Source organism: Pseudomonas sp. GW822-FHT06D10 (genome assembly GCF_058799535.1).
Genome location: NZ_JBXALN010000001.1, coordinates 1,049,591 through 1,065,424, shown reverse-complemented (window position 1 = coordinate 1,065,424; position 15,834 = coordinate 1,049,591). Strand labels below are relative to the sequence as shown.

Annotated in this window: 13 protein-coding genes; 6 read left to right on the top strand and 7 right to left on the bottom strand. The window is 65.0% G+C overall.

Translation table 11 applies throughout. The features are described from left to right. The first annotated feature begins 1 nt into the window (after position 1). Genes AC1RL5_RS04590 through AC1RL5_RS04580 form a run of 3 tightly spaced genes read left to right on the top strand, consistent with a single transcriptional unit; the run spans position 2 to position 3,913 of the window. Entirely contained in the window at positions 2 to 892 is an 891-nt protein-coding gene (locus tag AC1RL5_RS04590) for a MaoC family dehydratase (RefSeq protein ID WP_492588871.1), read from the top strand. Further along, on the top strand, positions 892 to 2,190 hold the full coding sequence (locus AC1RL5_RS04585; protein ID WP_011061231.1) for an acetyl-CoA C-acetyltransferase: 1,299 nt from the start codon (positions 892 to 894) through the stop codon (positions 2,188 to 2,190). Before AC1RL5_RS04590 ends, AC1RL5_RS04585 begins: the two co-directional genes overlap by 1 nt. A 19-nt stretch (positions 2,191 to 2,209) precedes the next feature. Next, on the top strand, positions 2,210 to 3,913 hold the full coding sequence (locus AC1RL5_RS04580; protein WP_015635569.1) for a long-chain-fatty-acid--CoA ligase: 1,704 nt from the start codon (positions 2,210 to 2,212) through the stop codon (positions 3,911 to 3,913). 81 nt (positions 3,914 to 3,994) lie between these two features. Here the strand turns inward: AC1RL5_RS04580 and AC1RL5_RS04575 are convergent, their stop codons facing one another. The 4 genes from AC1RL5_RS04575 to AC1RL5_RS04560 are packed head-to-tail and all read right to left on the bottom strand — an operon-like array spanning position 3,995 to position 8,663. Then, a complete protein-coding gene (locus AC1RL5_RS04575; protein WP_015635570.1) occupies positions 3,995 to 5,290 on the bottom strand; it encodes an efflux RND transporter periplasmic adaptor subunit in 1,296 nt (431 codons plus the stop codon). Beyond that, positions 5,280 to 6,770 carry a TolC family protein gene (locus AC1RL5_RS04570; RefSeq protein WP_011061234.1) on the bottom strand — a complete coding sequence of 497 codons (1,491 nt, stop codon included), beginning with the start codon at positions 6,768 to 6,770 and terminating at the stop codon, positions 5,280 to 5,282. Before AC1RL5_RS04570 ends, AC1RL5_RS04575 begins: the two co-directional genes overlap by 11 nt. Continuing rightward, on the bottom strand, positions 6,763 to 7,962 hold the full coding sequence (locus tag AC1RL5_RS04565) for an ABC transporter permease (RefSeq protein WP_015635571.1): 1,200 nt from the start codon (positions 7,960 to 7,962) through the stop codon (positions 6,763 to 6,765). Before AC1RL5_RS04565 ends, AC1RL5_RS04570 begins: the two co-directional genes overlap by 8 nt. After that, on the bottom strand, positions 7,959 to 8,663 hold the full coding sequence (locus tag AC1RL5_RS04560; RefSeq protein WP_011061236.1) for an ABC transporter ATP-binding protein: 705 nt from the start codon (positions 8,661 to 8,663) through the stop codon (positions 7,959 to 7,961). The genes AC1RL5_RS04565 and AC1RL5_RS04560 overlap by 4 nt, the downstream gene beginning before the upstream one ends. A gap of 355 nt (positions 8,664 to 9,018) precedes the next feature. Here AC1RL5_RS04560 and AC1RL5_RS04555 point away from each other — a divergent pair, with 355 nt between their 5' ends. After that, positions 9,019 to 9,762, top strand: a complete 744-nt coding sequence (locus AC1RL5_RS04555; protein WP_011061237.1) for a TetR/AcrR family transcriptional regulator — start codon at positions 9,019 to 9,021, stop codon at positions 9,760 to 9,762. Positions 9,763 to 9,884: 122 nt separating this feature from the next. Beyond that, positions 9,885 to 10,832, top strand: coding sequence for an alpha/beta fold hydrolase (locus AC1RL5_RS04550; protein WP_492588872.1), 948 nt, complete (start codon positions 9,885 to 9,887; stop codon positions 10,830 to 10,832). Between the two features lie 118 nt (positions 10,833 to 10,950). Here AC1RL5_RS04550 and AC1RL5_RS04545 read toward each other — a convergent pair whose 3' ends face one another. From AC1RL5_RS04545 to AC1RL5_RS04535, 3 genes are read right to left on the bottom strand one after another with little or no spacing between them, the layout of a single operon-like run. Beyond that, positions 10,951 to 12,264 carry an NAD(P)/FAD-dependent oxidoreductase gene (locus AC1RL5_RS04545; RefSeq protein ID WP_123577813.1) on the bottom strand — a complete coding sequence of 438 codons (1,314 nt, stop codon included), beginning with the start codon at positions 12,262 to 12,264 and terminating at the stop codon, positions 10,951 to 10,953. Next, positions 12,261 to 13,349: a polyamine ABC transporter substrate-binding protein gene (locus tag AC1RL5_RS04540; protein WP_077934095.1), complete on the bottom strand. Its 1,089-nt coding sequence runs from the start codon at positions 13,347 to 13,349 to the stop codon at positions 12,261 to 12,263. The genes AC1RL5_RS04545 and AC1RL5_RS04540 overlap by 4 nt, the downstream gene beginning before the upstream one ends. A 47-nt stretch (positions 13,350 to 13,396) precedes the next feature. Further along, positions 13,397 to 14,755, bottom strand: coding sequence for a glutamine synthetase family protein (locus AC1RL5_RS04535; protein WP_492588873.1), 1,359 nt, complete (start codon positions 14,753 to 14,755; stop codon positions 13,397 to 13,399). A gap of 163 nt (positions 14,756 to 14,918) precedes the next feature. Here AC1RL5_RS04535 and AC1RL5_RS04530 point away from each other — a divergent pair, with 163 nt between their 5' ends. Next, the gene (locus AC1RL5_RS04530; RefSeq protein ID WP_011061242.1) at positions 14,919 to 15,833 is read left to right on the top strand and encodes a helix-turn-helix domain-containing protein; all 915 of its coding nucleotides are present in this window, start codon (positions 14,919 to 14,921) and stop codon (positions 15,831 to 15,833) included. Position 15,834: the final 1 nt, after the last annotated feature.

Sequence of the window (15,834 nt, the reverse complement as noted above, 5' to 3'; positions counted from 1 at the left end):
CATGAATGCTGATACCGCAATTCGCATCATCGAGCCGCCGCCCTCCCGGGGGCAGCTGCTTTACGACGGCATCCGCAGCCTGCGCAAGCCCAAGCCGGACGCCGCGCCCCAACTGCCGACGGAGCGCCTGGTGCGCCCGGCGGTAGAGCTCAAGGCCGACGAAATAGCCCGTTACGCCCAGGCTTGCGGCTTTCGCCGGGAACATGGGGTGCCGCTGGCGTTTCCCCACACCCTGGCGTTCCCGCTGCACCTGTTGCTACTGACCCGCCCGACGTTTCCCTACCCGGCCAGCGGCATGGTCCACCTGGCCAACCGCATCCGCCAGTACCAACGGCTGGAGGAGGGCCAGGCCCTGCGCCTGGAAGTGTTCGCCGAGCGCTGGCTGGCCCATCCCAAGGGCCAGGCGCTGTCGATTGCCACCCGGGCCCACAGTGGTGGCAGCCTGGTCTGGGAAAGCGACAGCCTGTACCTGCGCCGCGGTGTAGCCGGGCCCATCGGCGAGCCCTGGGAGGGTTCGTTGCAATGGGATGAGCAGGCCTTGGTGCGCACTCAGCGCTGGAGCCTGGGGGGCGACCTTGGACGGCGTTTCGCCCAGGTCAGCGGCGACTTCAACCCGATCCATACCTCATGGCTGGGCGCCCGGCTGTTCGGCTTCCGCCGGCCCATTGCCCACGGCATGTGGACCCTGGGCCGGGCCCTGGCGGCCCAGCAACCGCCCCATCCACTGGCGGCGGCCCAGTTGGACTGCGAGTTCAAGCTGCCGATCTTCCTGCCGGCGGCGGTGACCCTGTGGAATCGCCTGTCGGACGGCTCGCGCCATGAGTTCGAAGTGCGCAACAACGCGGGGGACAAGCCCCACATGCGCGGTCTATTTATCTGGGGAGCTCGTTGATGGCTGAGTACAGTTTCAATCCGGCGCCGGTACGCCGGGTGGCGATCCTGGGCGGTAACCGGATTCCGTTCGCCCGTTCCAATACGGTATATGCCAATGACAGCAACCAGGACCTGCTGGTGGCGGCGTTACAGGGCCTGGTGGATCGCTACGGCCTGTCGGGCCAGCGCCTGGGGGAGTTCGCCGCGGGGGCGGTGATCAAGCATTCGCGGGATTTCAACCTGGCCCGGGAAAGTCTCTTGTCCACCACCCTGTCGCCGCAGACCCCGGCCTATGACCTGCAGCAGGCCTGCGGCACCGGCCTTGAGGCGGCGCTGCTGGTGGCCAACAAGATCGCCCTGGGGCAGATCGAAGTGGGCATTGCCGGGGGCGCCGACACCACCTCCGACGCGCCCATCGGCATTAACGAAGGCCTGCGCCGCACCTTGCTCCAGGCCAATCGCGCCAAGGGCACCGGCAACAAGCTGCGCAGCCTGCTCAAGGTGCGCCCGGGGATGTTCTTCAAGCCGTTGCTACCACGCAACGGCGAGCCGCGCACCGGGCTGTCCATGGGCGAGCACTGCGAAGAAATGGCCAAGCGCTGGCAGATCAAGCGCCTGGCCCAGGATGAACTGGCCCTCACCAGCCACCACCAGTTGAATGCGGCCTACCAGCGCGGCTTCTTCGATGACCTGATCACCCCGTACCGCGGCCTGAAACGCGATAACAACCTGCGGGCCGACGCCAGCCTGGAGAAGCTCGCCGGCCTGGGCCCGGCCTACGACCGCCACAACGGCACCCTGACCGCCGGCAACTCGACCCCCCTTACCGATGGCGCCTCGGTGGTGCTGCTGGCCAGCGAAGACTGGGCGGCGGCCAACAACCTGCCGGTGCTGGCCTACCTGCGTACCGGGGAAACCGCCGCAGTGAACTTTGTCGACGGCAGTGAAGGGCTGCTCATGGCCCCGGCCTATGCCGTGCCGCGCATGCTCGCCCGGGAGGGCCTGAGCCTGGAGGATTTCGACTTCTACGAGATCCACGAAGCCTTTGCCGCCCAGGTACTGTGCACCCTCAAGGCCTGGGAGGACGCTGATTACTGCCGGGACAAGCTCGGCCTCGACGGACCTCTGGGCAGCATCGAGCGCAGCAAGCTCAACGTCAACGGCGGCTCCCTGGGCTGCGGGCATCCGTTCGCCGCCACCGGTGGGCGGCAACTGGCGACCCTGGCCAAGGCGATCCATGAGCGCGGCGGCGGCCGCGGGCTGATTTCCATCTGTGCAGCAGGCGGGCTGGGCGTAACCGCCATCGTCGAAAAATAAAATAACAAGGAGACTGCCAATGAGTGTCGTGAGCCTGCAACCCGTCGAGCGTATCTGGCTGAACGCTTACCTGCCGGGAGTGCCCAGCGATATCGAAGCCGAGATCGACCGTTACCCGTCGCTGCGGGAAGTGTTCCTCGAACACGTGGACAAGTATCGCCAACGGGTGGCCTATGTGAGCATCGGCACCGAGATGGGCTACGACCTGTGGGAGAAGCGGGTATTCGCTTTCGCCGCCTGGTTGCAGTCCAAGGGGGTGAAGAAGGGCGACCGGGTGGCGTTGATGATGCCCAACTGCCTGCAATACCCGATCTGCCTGTTCGGCACCCTGCTGGTGGGGGCCGTGGTGGTCAACGTCAACCCGCTGTACACGGCTCACGAACTGCGGCACCTGCTCAAGGACAGCGGCGCCGAGACCGTGGTGATCTTCGAGAATTTCGCCCACACCCTGGAACAGGCGATGCCGGGCAGCCAATTGAAGAACATCGTGGTGGCCGCCATCGGTGACCTGCTGGGCACCTTCAAGGGCGCAGCCCTGAACTTCGCCTTGCGCCATGTGCAAAAGCAGGTGCCGAAATTCAACCTGCCGGGGGCCATCCGCTTTCCGGCGATGATGAAGCTGGCCAGCGTGCTGGAGCACCGCCCGGTGGAACTCAAGCAGGACGACATCGCCTTCCTGCAATACACCGGCGGCACCACCGGCGATGCCAAGGGCGCCATGCTCACGCACCGCAACATCCTCGCCAACCTGATGCAGGCCAAGGCCTGGGTCGGTGACCAGCTGGACGAGAACCAGCAGGAAACCAACGTCACCCTGTTGCCGCTGTACCACGTGCTGTCGCTGACGGTGAACTGCCTGATGTTCATGTGCCTGGGCGGGCGCAACATCCTCATCGCCAACCCGCGTGATGTGAAACGGGTGCAGATGATCCTGCGCAAGGAAAAGTTCAGCGGCATCGTCGGGGTCAACACCCTGTTCAACGGCCTGCTGGAGAACGAAGAGTTTCGCGGCCGGGATTTCTCCGACCTGAAGCTGGCGATTGCGGGCGGCATGGCCACCCACACCTCGGTGGCCCGGCGCTGGAAGGAAGTCACCGGGGTGCCGATCATCGAAGGCTACGGCCTGACCGAGTGCTCGCCGGTGGTGAGCATCAGCCCGATCGACATTGCGCGCATGCGCGAAGGCGATTTCACCGGGACCATCGGCGTACCGCTGCCTTCGACCTGGGTGCGCTTCGTGCGCGAGGACGGCCAACTGGCCGAGCTGGGCGAGGAGGGCGAGCTGCAGGTACGCGGGCCGCAGGTGATGAAGGGCTACTGGCAGCGCCCGGAGGAAACCGCCAAGGTTCTGGACCGCCACGGCTGGCTGTCCACCGGGGATGTCGGGGTGATGAACGAGCAGGGCTTCATTCGCCTGGTGGACCGCAAGAAGGACATGATCCTGGTCTCCGGTTTCAACGTGTACCCCAACGAGATCGAGGATGTGGTGGCCCTGCACCCCGGGGTGGCGGAAGTGGCGGCGATTGGCGTCGAGGATGATGTGACCGGCGAGAAAGTGAAGATCTTCGTCGTGCGCAAGGACCCGGCGCTGACCCAGGACCAGTTGCTGGCCCACTGCCGGGAATACCTCACCGGCTACAAAGTGCCGCGCTATGTAGAGTTCCGTACCCAAGAGCTGCCCAAGACCACCGTGGGCAAAGTCCTGCGCCGCGCCCTGCGCTGACCCGCAGGAGCCGGCTTGCCGGCGAAGAGGCCCCTGGGCCTTGCGCCGTTCCCAAGGGCGCCTTCGCTGGCAGGCCAGCGCCTACAAGGCGTTGGGCAGGCGGACCTGGCCCGGTTGCAGGCCAAACACTTCCACGCCCTCCGGGGTCGATTGGCCCACGGTCACCGGCACCCGCTGGCCTGGTTGATCGGCCGTTGCCCGGTATTCCACGCTCATGCCGTCGGCGTCGCGCTGGATCGCCGCAGGCGGCAGCACGATGGCCTGGTCGTTGCGGTAGGTGACGATAGTCAGCCGCGCGCTCATGCCCAGGCGCACCCGTTGCAGTTGTTCGCGGCTCAGCTTGGGCACCGACAGGGTCACCGGGAATTGCGCTCCGGCACCTGCGGTTTCGTTGGGCAGGGCCAGGCTGCTGACGATATCCACCACGCCTTCCAGGCGTTCACCATCAAAGCCGTCACCGAGAATTTCCACGCGCTGCCCCTGGTGCAGTTGGTTGATGTCCAGCTCCGACACCTTGCTGACGATCTTCAGCTGTTCGATGTTGGCCAGGCCGAACAGCACTTGCCCCGGGCTCAGGCGTGAACCGGTCTGCACCGGACCGTTGGCGGCACCGGCGGTGTTCGGGCCCGCGCCACCATTGGGTGGCGGCACCACGATGCCGGCAAAGGGGGCGACCACGTTCTTGTGCTCCAGCAGCTTGCGCAGGGCGTCGTACTTGACCGTGGCGTTGGTCAACTCCATTTCGGCAATCTGCCGGTATTCCCCTGTGCCCTGGTTCAGCGCCTGCTGCAATTCACTCTGGGCGGCGGCCAGGTCCAGGCGCTGCATCTGTGCCTGTTGCTCCTGATCGTTGAGCTCGTTGCGCGGAATGATTCCGCGCTGGAACAGGTTCTGGCTTTCCCGCAGCTTGCGTTCGGTATTGGCCAGGGACATCTGCGAGTTGCGCAGGGTACGGCGGGCCCGGGTGACCACGGCGCCGTTGTTCCAGTCCTGCAGCTCCTGGACGGTGCGGCGGGCCTTGAGCAAGGTGGAAAGGGCTTCGCGCGACTGGATCTCCACCAGCCCCGGGTCCATCTGCAAAAGGACCTGGCCGGCCTCTACGCGCTGGCCCTGTTCCACCAGGCTGGCCTGCACATTGCCTTCGAACGGGGCGGTGAGGACCACGGTCTTTTGGGGTTCGATCTTGCCCACCAGGCCGATCTGGTGAGTCAGTACCGTGCCTTGCACGCTGACCCAGCGGGCCTCGCTGGCCGGAGTGCTGGCGGGGGACTGGAGGGTGACCAGGGCAGCGGCGCCCACGGCGAGGGCGACGGCCAGGGCCAGCGCTTGCAGGGTATGGCGACGGCGCTTGCTCGCCTGCGGCTTGTCAGAAGTCATTGAGCGCAATGTCCCAGCTCTCCAAAGTCATGCCCAGGGTCAGGTCCAGTTGCGTCTGGGCGTTCAGGTAGGCGATCAGCGCATTGAGCCGGGCATTCTCGGCGTTGCGCAGGTCACCCTCGAAACTCAGCACCTGGAAGTTGCTGGAACGGCCGGCACTGAGCTTTTCCCGTTCGATGTCCAGCTTGCGCTTGGACAGTTCGCTGGCGCGCTGGGCAATCTCGTACTGGCGCCAGCGGGTGCCCAGGTCGCGCACCACGTTGTTGACGTCACGCTCCAGCACCTGGCGGGCATCGGCCAGGAGGATTTCCTGGTTCTCCACATTGACCCGGGCGTGGACCTCGGCCTGGCGGGTACTCAGGTCGCCAATGGGAATCTGCACCTGGACCCCGGCGTAGCTGTCCCAGCGCCGGTCCGAACCGTTGCTGGTGTCATTGTCATAGCGGCTGCGGGTCTGGTTGGCCCCGGCCACCAGGGATACGTCCCAGCGCGACTGGTCCTTGGCGATCACCAGGTTCAGATCGGCCTGCTGGCTGCCCAGCAGGGTAGCCAGGTATTCGGGCTGCTGGATCTGCGCAAGGCGCAGGGCCTCGCGCTGGTCGATGCTGATCTTGGCCGCCTGCAGGGCCTCGCTGGCGTGGATCCGGCTGGACATGTCCAGGGCCAGCAGACGCAGCAGCGACAGGCGGTTGACGTCCACCTGGTTGCGCGCTTCCTCCACCCCCAGCTCCTGGCTGGCGATGTCGGCTTCGGTCTGCACGATCTCGAACTCGGCCATGCGCCCGGCGCTGATCAGCGCGCGGTTGACTTCCAGCAGGGCATTGGCGCGCTTGAGGGCTTCCTGGGCGATGGTCAGCTGTTCCTGGGAGCGCAGCAGCTCGCGGTAGGTGGTAATGATCGCGGTGATCGTCTGGGCGACCCCGGCCTTGAGGTTGAGGCGGTTGCTTTGTTCGGTGATGCGCGCCAGGCGCAACGGCGCGGTGGTCACGTCCCAGCCGGCGCCGCGCAGCAATGGCTGGATGATCGCCAGGTCCAGGCCGTCGCTGCGCTGGCGGCCGGCCCGATCGGCTTTGTTCAGGTCCTGGATCCAGGCCATGCTCAGGCGTGTGCCGTACTCGCTCAACAGGCTGGTGGCCGGGGCCATGTTGAGGTTCTGCGTGGTGTCGCTGCTGCCCCGGGTGGTGCGGTAGTTGCCGGTGATCAGCAGCTTGGGGTTGAACACATCCTCGGCCACCCGCAGGTCGAACTTCTGCGCCACCCGCTGCAGGTACGAACTGCGGATGCTGCGGTTGTTGCGCAAACCCAGGTAGACCGCGTCCCCCAGGGTCAGGTCGGTGACCTGCTGGCTGAGCAGGGCGCTGCGCGAGTAGTCGCTGCGCATGGTGGGAGCGGAAGGGCGATCCACCCGCTCATCGGCGCTGAGCGCCGGCAAGTACAAAAGGCACAGGCAGGCGAGTGTTCGCAGGCGCCAGTCATTCATCGCGCAACGCCTCCACCGGTTGCAGTCTGGATGCCGAAATGGCCGGGTACAGGCCGAAAAACAGGCCCACCAGCAGGGTGCTCCCGATCCCCAGCGGCAGTGCGGCTCCCGCCAGGGAGAAGTGCCAGCCGGACATCCGGGCGTAGATAAAGGCCGAGGCGACCCCCAGTATCGCCCCCGACAGGGCGCCGACTGCGGTCAGGCTGACCGCCTCCAGCAGGAACAGGTTGCGGATGTCCTTTTGCCGGGCGCCCAGGGCCATGCGGATGCCGATCTCGCGGCGGCGCTCCGAGACATTCATCAGCATCACGTTCATCACCCCCACGCCACCCCCCACCAGGGAAATGCCGCCCAGGGCCATCAGCAGGTAGCCAAAGGTGCGGCTCTGCCGGGTCATGCCGTCGATGATCTGCTGCGGGACCTGCACTTCCACCTCACGTCCGCGCAGGATTTTTTTCAGGGCCTGGGTCATGGCCGCGGCGACCTGCTCCATGTTCTGGCCACCGGCGACCCGGGTCACCACGTTGTCGATCTGTGGCGAAGGGAAAATCCTCCGCATGCTGCCCTGGGGCAGGAACACCGAGTCATTGGCCTGGATTGGCACCAGCACCGCGCTGGGCTGGTTCTGCAGGATACCGATGACCAGAAACAGGTAGTCGTTGATCCGCACCCGGTCCCCCAGTTGCAGCGGGGCCCCGGCGGCGCCCAGGGTCTGAGCCACCTGATGGCCGATCACCGCATAGATTTCGTTCTGATCGAAGTCCGAGAGAAAGCGCCCCTCACGCAACTGCAGGCGCATGGCCGGCGCCAGCTCGGCGGTCGCGCCCACCACGCTGGCGTTGGCGGAGCGGCCATTGCGGATCAGCGTGGCGCTGAGCAACACCGTCGGGGCAATGTTGACCAGGCTAGGCACCGCCTGGCTCAGCGCGCGGGTGTCCAGGGCCGCGGGCAGTGGCGTGCGGCTGTCGGCGCTGGCGGGAAAGCGGGCCACCAGGGTGTCGGTGCCCATGTTCTGGAAGATCGCCGCGGCATCCTCGGCGGCGTTGTGGCCGATGTTGATCAGTGCCACCACCGAGGAACTGCCGATGACGATGCCCAGCAGGGCCAGGATCGAACGCTTGCCCAGGGTGCGCAGGCTGACGAAGGCTTCGTGCAGCAACTGGCTGGCGCTTTGCTCGACCTTGAGGCTCATGCCGGGCAGACCTCCTGCACCACGCCATTGGTGACACGGATCTGCCGTTCCAGGCGCTGGGCGATATTGGGGTCGTGGGTGACGATGATCAGGGTCACCCGGCGCTCGCGGTTCAGCGCCAGCAGCAGGTCCATGATGTCCTGGGCGGTGTGGCTGTCGAGGTTGCCGGTGGGTTCGTCGGCGAGGATCACCGAGGGTTCGCCCACCAGTGCCCGGGCGATCGCCACCCGCTGGCGCTGGCCGCCGGAAAGGTCCGCCGGGCGGTGGTCGGCGCGTTGCCCGAGGCCTACCTGGTCGAGCATGTGCATGGCCCGCTCCAGGGAATCACGCCGGGCCACGCCGCGGTAGCTCAGGGGCAGGGCGACGTTGTCCAGGGCGCTGAGACGCGGCAGCAGGTTGAAGCTCTGGAACACGAAGCCGATCTGCTGGTTGCGGATCGCCGCCAACTGGTCGGGGCTGGCGCGGAAGATATCGTGGCCGGCAAAGTGGTAGTCGCCGCTGTCGGGCAGATCCAGCAGGCCGAGAATGTTCAGCAGGGTGCTTTTGCCGGAACCGGAGGCACCCAGGATGGCGCAGCTTTCACCGGCGTCGATGCAAAGGGAGACGTTCTTGAGAATGTGGAGCGGTTGCTCCGCCAGCCGATAGCTCTTGCCTATGCCCTGCAGGGAGATAAAACCTTGCTCGATTATCGTCTCTGTCATCGCTTACCGCGCCGGCTGGCTCGACTGGCTGCTTGAACAACCACGGGGCGCAGGGATCACGCAACAGGGGTATTCAGGGGCAGGGCCAAGCTCTGGTTTTATTTATTATTTTAAAAACATTGTTTGAATAGTAACTGCGTTCATCCTGCCACGCCAGCCGTCTGAACCGGGTAATTGAGGGCTTTTTCCAGGTTTTTTTGCGGAGAAACCCGTGGGTCACAAAAAGGCCGGTGGCCACCGTGACGGTCCCTCGGGCGCTTGCTTTTAGGGCTTCTCGCAGGTATAAAAAATCAAATTTTTTTTTAAAACACTGTTCGAACGGTCAGTTTTTCATCCCAGCAAAGGTTAGTCCTCCATGGTCGCCAAGAAACTCAGTGCCCCCAATGTCACCAAGACCCGACTGCTGGAAGCGACCGAGGCATTATTTATCAAGTACGGCTACGACGCGGTGCTGCTGCGCCAGATCACCGAGCGGGCCAAGGTCAACCTGGCGGCGGTGAACTACCACTTCGGCGACAAGGATTCGCTGATGAAGGCCCTGTTGATGCAGCGCCTGGGGCCACTCAATGATCAGCGCCTGGAACTGCTGGCCAAGTGCGAGGAACAGGCCGAGGGCCCGCTGGACTGCGAAACCCTGCTGGGGGTGCTGTTCGCCCCGGCCATGGGCCTCGAGCGCAGCGACGAGAGTGGCGGCGTGGAAGGGCGCTCGTTCATCCGCTTCCTTGGCCGGGTCTACAGCGATACTTCGCCCTTTATCCAGGAATACCTCAAGGAGCATTACCAGCCGGTGTTCGAGCGCTTCTTCAAGGCCTTTGCCCTGGCTTTGCCGGACCTGCCGCGCAACGAGCTGGGGGTGCGCCTGCAATTTGCCCTCAAGGCAATTTCCGGCGTCATGGCCGGCACCGAGCTGCGCCTGCTGATGCAGGCCATGAGCCTTGGACGCCCGGCCACCGATGCTGAAGTCATGGCCAAGCTCATCAGCCTGGTGTCGGCGGCGATTCGCGCCCCCATGCAGGACCCCGATTCCGAGCAGGCCCTGGAGAAAGTCCTCGATACCCAGCGCCTGATCCGTCAGCAATCCCATTCCCTGGCCGGCTGATTCCAGGCTGAGCCGCCCGGCCCCGACAGCGCAGCAGGATCATTCGGAGCGTCAATGATTCTCGGGGCAGGTGCCCACATCTGCTAGGTTCTGCTCCTTGCATCTGCCTTGGAGCATTCGCCATGAGTTCCTCCCAACAGCATGTTCTGGCCGTCAACGGCATCGAACTCAGTGTGCGGGTCAGCGGCCCGGAACACGGGCAGCCGGTATGGCTGCTGCACGGTTTTCCCGAGTGCTGGCATTCCTGGCGCCATCAAGTGCCGGCCCTGGTGGCAGCGGGGTTCCGGGTGTTCGTCCCGGAAATGCGTGGCTATGGCCGCAGCTCGGCTCCCGAGGCGGTGCAGGCCTACGACCTGCTGACCCTGTGCGCCGATATCCAGCAGGCCATGCACGCCTTCGGCCAGCAGCGGGTGTGCATCGTCGGCCACGACTGGGGCGCCCCCGTGGCCTGGCACCTGGCGCTGCTGGAGCCGCAGCGGGTGGCGGCGCTGGTGACCCTGTCGGTGCCCTTTGCCGGGCGGCCGAAACGCCCGGCCAGCGAGATCATGCGCCAGGTGCACGGCGAGCATTTCAACTACATCCTCTACTTCCAGCAGCCGGGAGTGGCCGAGGCGGAACTGGACGCCGATATAGACGCCAGCCTGCGCCTGTTCATGGGCAATGTCGGTGCATTGCTGCAACCCAAGCCGGCCGATGCCCGGTTGTTCGACGGGGTGACGGTCCCCGCAGGGTTGCCGCAGTGGTGCAGCGAGGAGGATTTCCAGGCCTATCGCCAGACCTTTGCCGGGCGCGGCTTTCGCGGTGCCCTGAACTGGTACCGCAATTTCGAGCGGACCTGGAAGCGCACCGAGTTCCTGGCCGATACCCAGGTCCAGCAACCGACCTTGTTCCTGCTGGGCGACCAGGACCCGGTTGGTGTACTGGAAGCCCATACCCTCAAGCGCATGCCGGGCAAGGTGGCGGACCTTGAGCAGCACCTGCTGGCGGACTGCGGGCACTGGATCCAGAACGAACGGCCACAGCAGGTCAATGCCCTGTTGCTGGATTTCCTGCAGCGCCGGTTCACCTAGGGAGCCTGCCGCCCCGCAGGAGCTGGCGTGCCAGCGAACGCGCCAGCAGGTGCGGCGCAAGGTGTTCGCCGGCAAGCCGGCTGCTACGAGGCCGGGTGGTGCCAGCGAAGGGGGCCGATCAACCGAGCATTTCCCGCATCCGGTGCCAGAGCATGCCCAGGGCCAGCAGTGGTGCCCGCAGGGCCGGGCCGCCGGGGAAGGTCATGTGCGGTACGCCGCTGAACACGTCCAGGCCGCGACTGTGGCCGGCATGGATGGCCTCGGCCAGTAGCCGCGCAGTCCAGTGGGTGACGTTCAGGCCATGCCCGGAATAGCCCTGGGCGTAGTACACATTGGGGTACTGCGACAGGCGCCCGACCTGGGGGAAGCGATTGGCGGTGATGCCGATCTTGCCGCCCCATTGGAAGTCGATCGCCACATCCTGCAACTGCGGGAAGACCTTGAGCATCTTGGGTCGCATGTAGCCGGCAATATCCGCCGGATCACGCCCCGAATAGTGGCAGGCACCGCCGAACAGCAAGCGCCGGTCCGCGGTCAGGCGGTAGTAGTCCAGGCCGACTTTCTGGTCGCACAGCGCCAGGTTGTCCGGGATCAGTTGCCTGGCCCGGGCCTCGGCCAGCGGCTCGGTGGTGATGATGTAGCTGCCCGCCGGCAGCACCTTGCCACTGAGCCGCGGCTCGAGGTCTTCCAGGTGGGCATTGCAGGCCAGCACCAGGTGCCCGGCAGTGACGGTGCCGGTCGCGCAGCGCACTTTCACACTGTCGCCGTGGGTCAGTTCCAGCACCGGGCTCTGCTCGAAGATCCTCACCCCCAGGGACGCTGCCAGCCGCGCTTCGCCCAGCACCAGCTTGAGCGGGTGCAAGTGCCCAGAGCCCATGTCCACCAGCCCCCCGGCATACGCCGAGGAGGCCACCACCTGCTGCATGTCCTGGGGCGCCACCAGCCGAGTGGGGTGGCGGTAGCCCAGCCTGACCAGGCTATCCTGCTCGGCCTGGAAGGCGGCGAACTGGGCCGGGGTGTTGGCCAGCTCACAGAAGCCCCAGCGCAGGTCGCAGTCGATGGCATGTTCGCTGATGCGCTGGCGTACCACCTCCACCGAGTCGATGCCGGCCTGCTCGAGGTATTTCACCCCTTCCTGGCCGACGTAGCGGGCAAAGCCTGTGACCTCGTGGCCAATGCCGCGGATCAGTTGGCCGCCGTTGCGCCCGCTGGCGCCCCAGCCGATGCGCCGGGCTTCCAGGAGGATCACCGAGAGCCCGTGCCGGGCCAGCTCGATGGCGGTGTTGACCCCGGTGAAACCGCCGCCGATCACGCAGACGTCGGCGCTCGGTTGGCCCTCCAGCGATGGGTAGCCGGGCAGGCTGCCGGCCGAGGCGGCGTAGTAGGAGCGGGCATGCCCGTTGGCGCTGCCCGAAAGGTTTGGCTGAATCATTTGTTGGACTTCACTTTGCTCCAGGAGCGGGTCATCAAGCGCATGATGGCCGGCGACTGGGTGGTGGAGATGTACAGCTTGTCGAGCACGGCCTGAGGTGGATAGACCTCGGGGTTGTTCACCAGGTCGGCCTCCATGTACTGCTGGGAAGCCGGGTTGGGGTTGGCGTAGCCGACATAGGCGCTGACCTTGGCGATCACTTGCGGGTCCAGCAGGTAGTTGATGAAGGCGTGGGCTTCCTTGACGTTGCCGGCATCGGCGGGAATCGCCAGCAGGTCGAACCACAGGTTGCTGCCTTCCTTGGGAATCGAGTAGGCGATGTTCACCCCGTTCTTGGCTTCCTTGGCCCGGTTGGCGGCCTGGAACACGTCGCCGGAGTAGCCGAAGGCAATGCAGATATCACCGTTGGCCAGGTCCGAAACGTACTTGGAGGAGTGGAAGTAGGTGATGTAGGGGCGCAGGGTCAGCAGCTTGGCCTCGGCCTTCTTGTAGTCCTCGGGGTTCTCGCTGCGCGGGTCCAGGCCCAGGTAGTTGAGCACCGCCGGGAACACTTCATCCGGCGAGTCCATCATCGATACCCCGCACTGCTGGAGCTTCTTGAGGTTCGCAGGCTCCAGCAGCACCGCCCAGGAGTCGATGTGGTCGATGCCCAGTACCTGCTTGACCTTGTCGACGTTGTAGCCGATGCCGTTGGTGCCCCAGAGGTAGGGCACCGAGTACTGGTTGCCAGGATCGTTCTGCTCCAGCAGGGCCAGCAGCTTGGGGTCCAGGTTCTTCCAGTTGGGCAACTGCGAGCGGTCGAGCTTGAGGAACGCGCCGGCCTTCACCTGGCGCGCCAGGAAGTGGTTGGAGGGCACTACCACGTCGTAGCCGGTGCGCCCGGCCAGTAGTTTGCCCTCCAGGGTTTCGTTGGAGTCGAAGACGTCGTAGATCACCTTGACCCCGGTCTTGCCCTGGAAGTCGGCGAGGGTGGTCTGGCCGATGTAGTCGGTCCAGTTGTACACGCTGACGCTGGGTTGTGCCTGGACGGCGGTGCTGCACAAGACCGCCAACGCTGCCGGGACCACTGCTTTCAAAAGACGCATATCGACACCTCTTCGGGTTGTTTTTGTTGATTGCAGAATGTGGGTTGTCAGACGCTGAGCAGCAGGAACTCACGCTCCCAGGAACTGATCACGCGCTTGAAGTTCTCGTGTTCGGCACGCTTGACCGCCACGTAGCCGCGCACGAACTTGCGCCCCAGGTACTGCTCGATGGTCGGGCAGTCCTCCATGTGCGCCAGGGCGTCCTCGATGGTGATCGGCAGGCGCAGGTTGCGCCGCTCGTAGGCCCGGCCTTCCACCGCGGCGCTGGGCTCGATGCCCTCGACCATGCCCAGGTAGCCGCACAGCAGGCTGGCGGCAATGGCCAGGTAGGGGTTGGCGTCGGCGCCGGGCAGGCGGTTTTCCACGCGCATGGCGTCGGGGCTTGCGGTCGGAACCCGCAGGCCCACGGTGCGGTTTTCCTCACCCCATTCGACGTTCACCGGGGCCGAGGTGTCCGGCAGGAAGCGGCGGAACGAGTTGACGTTGGGGGCGAACATCGGCAGCAATTTGGGGATGTATTTCTGCAGGCCGCCGATGTGGTGCAGGAACAGCTTGCTTTTCTCACCGTTGGCATCGACGAAGATCGGCTTGCCGGTGTCGATGTCCACCACGCTCTGGTGCAGGTGCATGGCGCTGCCGGGCTCGTCGGCCACCGGCTTGGCCATGAAGGTGGCGGTGACGTTGTGCTTGAGCGCCGCCTCGCGCAGGGTGCGCTTGAACACGGTGATCTGGTCCGCCAGGTCCAGGGCGTCGCCGTGGCGGAAGTTGATTTCCATCTGCGCCGGGCCGTCTTCGTGGATCAGCGTGTCCAGGTCCAGGCCCTGGGCTTCGCACCAGTCGTAGACATCTTCGAACAGCGGGTCGAATTCGTTGGCGGCATCGATGGAGAACGACTGGCGACCGCTTTCCGCTCGGCCGGAGCGGCCCAGGGGAGCCTTGAGCGGCAGGTCCGGGTCTTCGCAGCGCTGGGTCAGGTAGAACTCCATTTCCGGGGCGACGATCGGCTTCCAGCCCTTGTCGGTGTACAGCTGCAGCACTTTCTTCAACACGTTGCGCGGCGACAGTTCAATGGGGTTGCCGAATTTGTCGAAGGTGTCGTGGATGACGATGGCGGTGGGTTCGATGGCCCAGGGCACCAGGTAGATCGATGACGAGTCGGGGCGGCAGATCATGTCGATATCGGCCGGGTCCAGCAGTTCGTAGTACAGGTCGTCGTCGACAAAATCCCCGGTTACCGTTTGCAGCAGGACACTTTCCGGCAGGCGCATGCCTCGCTCATGCAGGAACTTGTTGGTGGGTGCGATCTTGCCGCGGGCAATGCCGGTCAGGTCGCTGACCACGCACTCTACTTCGGTAATCTTGTGATCTTTCAGCCAGGAGGAAAGCTGATCGAAAGGGGCGTTCATAAAGACCTCGATGATTGGTTTTATCTGCTCCGAGGTGAGCGGGAGTATCCCGGCAAGGCTTCCCCTGCGGCGCATTGGCGACTATCTTGGGCGAGCCTTGTTGTTCCATCTATCCACTTTAAGCAGAACCAAAACGCACCAAACGAGTGCGTAAGGTCCCCCGATGACAGCGTCCAATCCGCTTCAGGTCCAAGCGTTCAACACCTTCGATGTCGCCGATCAGATCCGTGCCACCCCGGGTTGGGTCCAGCATTACCAGCAGATGTCCCCTGGCCATTTCAACGGCCTGGTGCGCTACCTGGACCTGCAGGGCGTGGAGATCTACGAGGAATGCATGAACACCCGGGTCGAGCAGAATTTCAGTGCCCCCCAAGGCGCCCTGGCGTTCTGTTTCGACCGCAGCGACAACGCGCTGTACGTGCTCAATGGCGAGAGCCGCAATATCTGGATCACCCCGGAGAACTATCAGGAAGTGGCGGTGGTGTTCGGCCCCGAGTTCGTCCGCGGCCACGGCCTGGGTGTGGAGCGCCTCGACGGGCTGTTCATGGCGCCCCTCAACAGCCAGCAGAACGCCTTGTTCTGCCGCTGGCTGAGCTCGACCCTGACCCGCCTGTCCCAGACCCTCGACCCGCCGAGCCGCGAAGCCCTGACTCAGCAACTCCTGGAAGACTGCCTGTACATCCTCGACAACGCCTGCGTGCGCCTGGACCGCGGCGGCCTGCAACGGCGCAGCGAGGAGCGGGGGATCATGCAACGGGTAGCGCAGTGGGCCGCCGACGTGCCCGAGGAAACCCTCAACCTGCTGGAGCTGTCCCAGGTAGCCGGAGTGTCCCTGCGCCAGTTGCAGAGTGCGTTCAAGGCCTTTACCGGGATGGCCCCCAGCCAATGGCTGCGCCTGCGCCGGCTCAACAGCGCGCACCGCGAACTGCTCAGCCGAGGGCCGACTGAGACCACGGTGGCCGAGGTGGCGATGCACTGGTCGTTCTGGCACCTGGGGCGGTTTTCCAGCAGTTACCGGGCGCTGTTCAAGGAGCTGCCGAGCCAGACCTTGAAACGCAGTGCCGTGGCGCGTCGCTAGG

Bases quoted from the DNA above. Each gene is read 5' to 3' on its own strand.
- AC1RL5_RS04590 (WP_492588871.1), top strand. From the start codon at position 2: ATGAATGCTGATACCGCAATTCGCATCATCGAGCCGCCGCCCTCCCGG.
- AC1RL5_RS04585 (WP_011061231.1), top strand. From the start codon at position 892: ATGGCTGAGTACAGTTTCAATCCGGCGCCGGTACGCCGGGTGGCGATC.
- AC1RL5_RS04580 (WP_015635569.1), top strand. From the start codon at position 2,210: ATGAGTGTCGTGAGCCTGCAACCCGTCGAGCGTATCTGGCTGAACGCT.
- AC1RL5_RS04575 (WP_015635570.1), bottom strand. From the start codon at position 5,290: ATGACTTCTGACAAGCCGCAGGCGAGCAAGCGCCGTCGCCATACCCTG.
- AC1RL5_RS04570 (WP_011061234.1), bottom strand. From the start codon at position 6,770: ATGAATGACTGGCGCCTGCGAACACTCGCCTGCCTGTGCCTTTTGTAC.
- AC1RL5_RS04565 (WP_015635571.1), bottom strand. From the start codon at position 7,962: ATGAGCCTCAAGGTCGAGCAAAGCGCCAGCCAGTTGCTGCACGAAGCC.
- AC1RL5_RS04560 (WP_011061236.1), bottom strand. From the start codon at position 8,663: ATGACAGAGACGATAATCGAGCAAGGTTTTATCTCCCTGCAGGGCATA.
- AC1RL5_RS04555 (WP_011061237.1), top strand. From the start codon at position 9,019: ATGGTCGCCAAGAAACTCAGTGCCCCCAATGTCACCAAGACCCGACTG.
- AC1RL5_RS04550 (WP_492588872.1), top strand. From the start codon at position 9,885: ATGAGTTCCTCCCAACAGCATGTTCTGGCCGTCAACGGCATCGAACTC.
- AC1RL5_RS04545 (WP_123577813.1), bottom strand. From the start codon at position 12,264: ATGATTCAGCCAAACCTTTCGGGCAGCGCCAACGGGCATGCCCGCTCC.
- AC1RL5_RS04540 (WP_077934095.1), bottom strand. From the start codon at position 13,349: ATGCGTCTTTTGAAAGCAGTGGTCCCGGCAGCGTTGGCGGTCTTGTGC.
- AC1RL5_RS04535 (WP_492588873.1), bottom strand. From the start codon at position 14,755: ATGAACGCCCCTTTCGATCAGCTTTCCTCCTGGCTGAAAGATCACAAG.
- AC1RL5_RS04530 (WP_011061242.1), top strand. From the start codon at position 14,919: ATGACAGCGTCCAATCCGCTTCAGGTCCAAGCGTTCAACACCTTCGAT.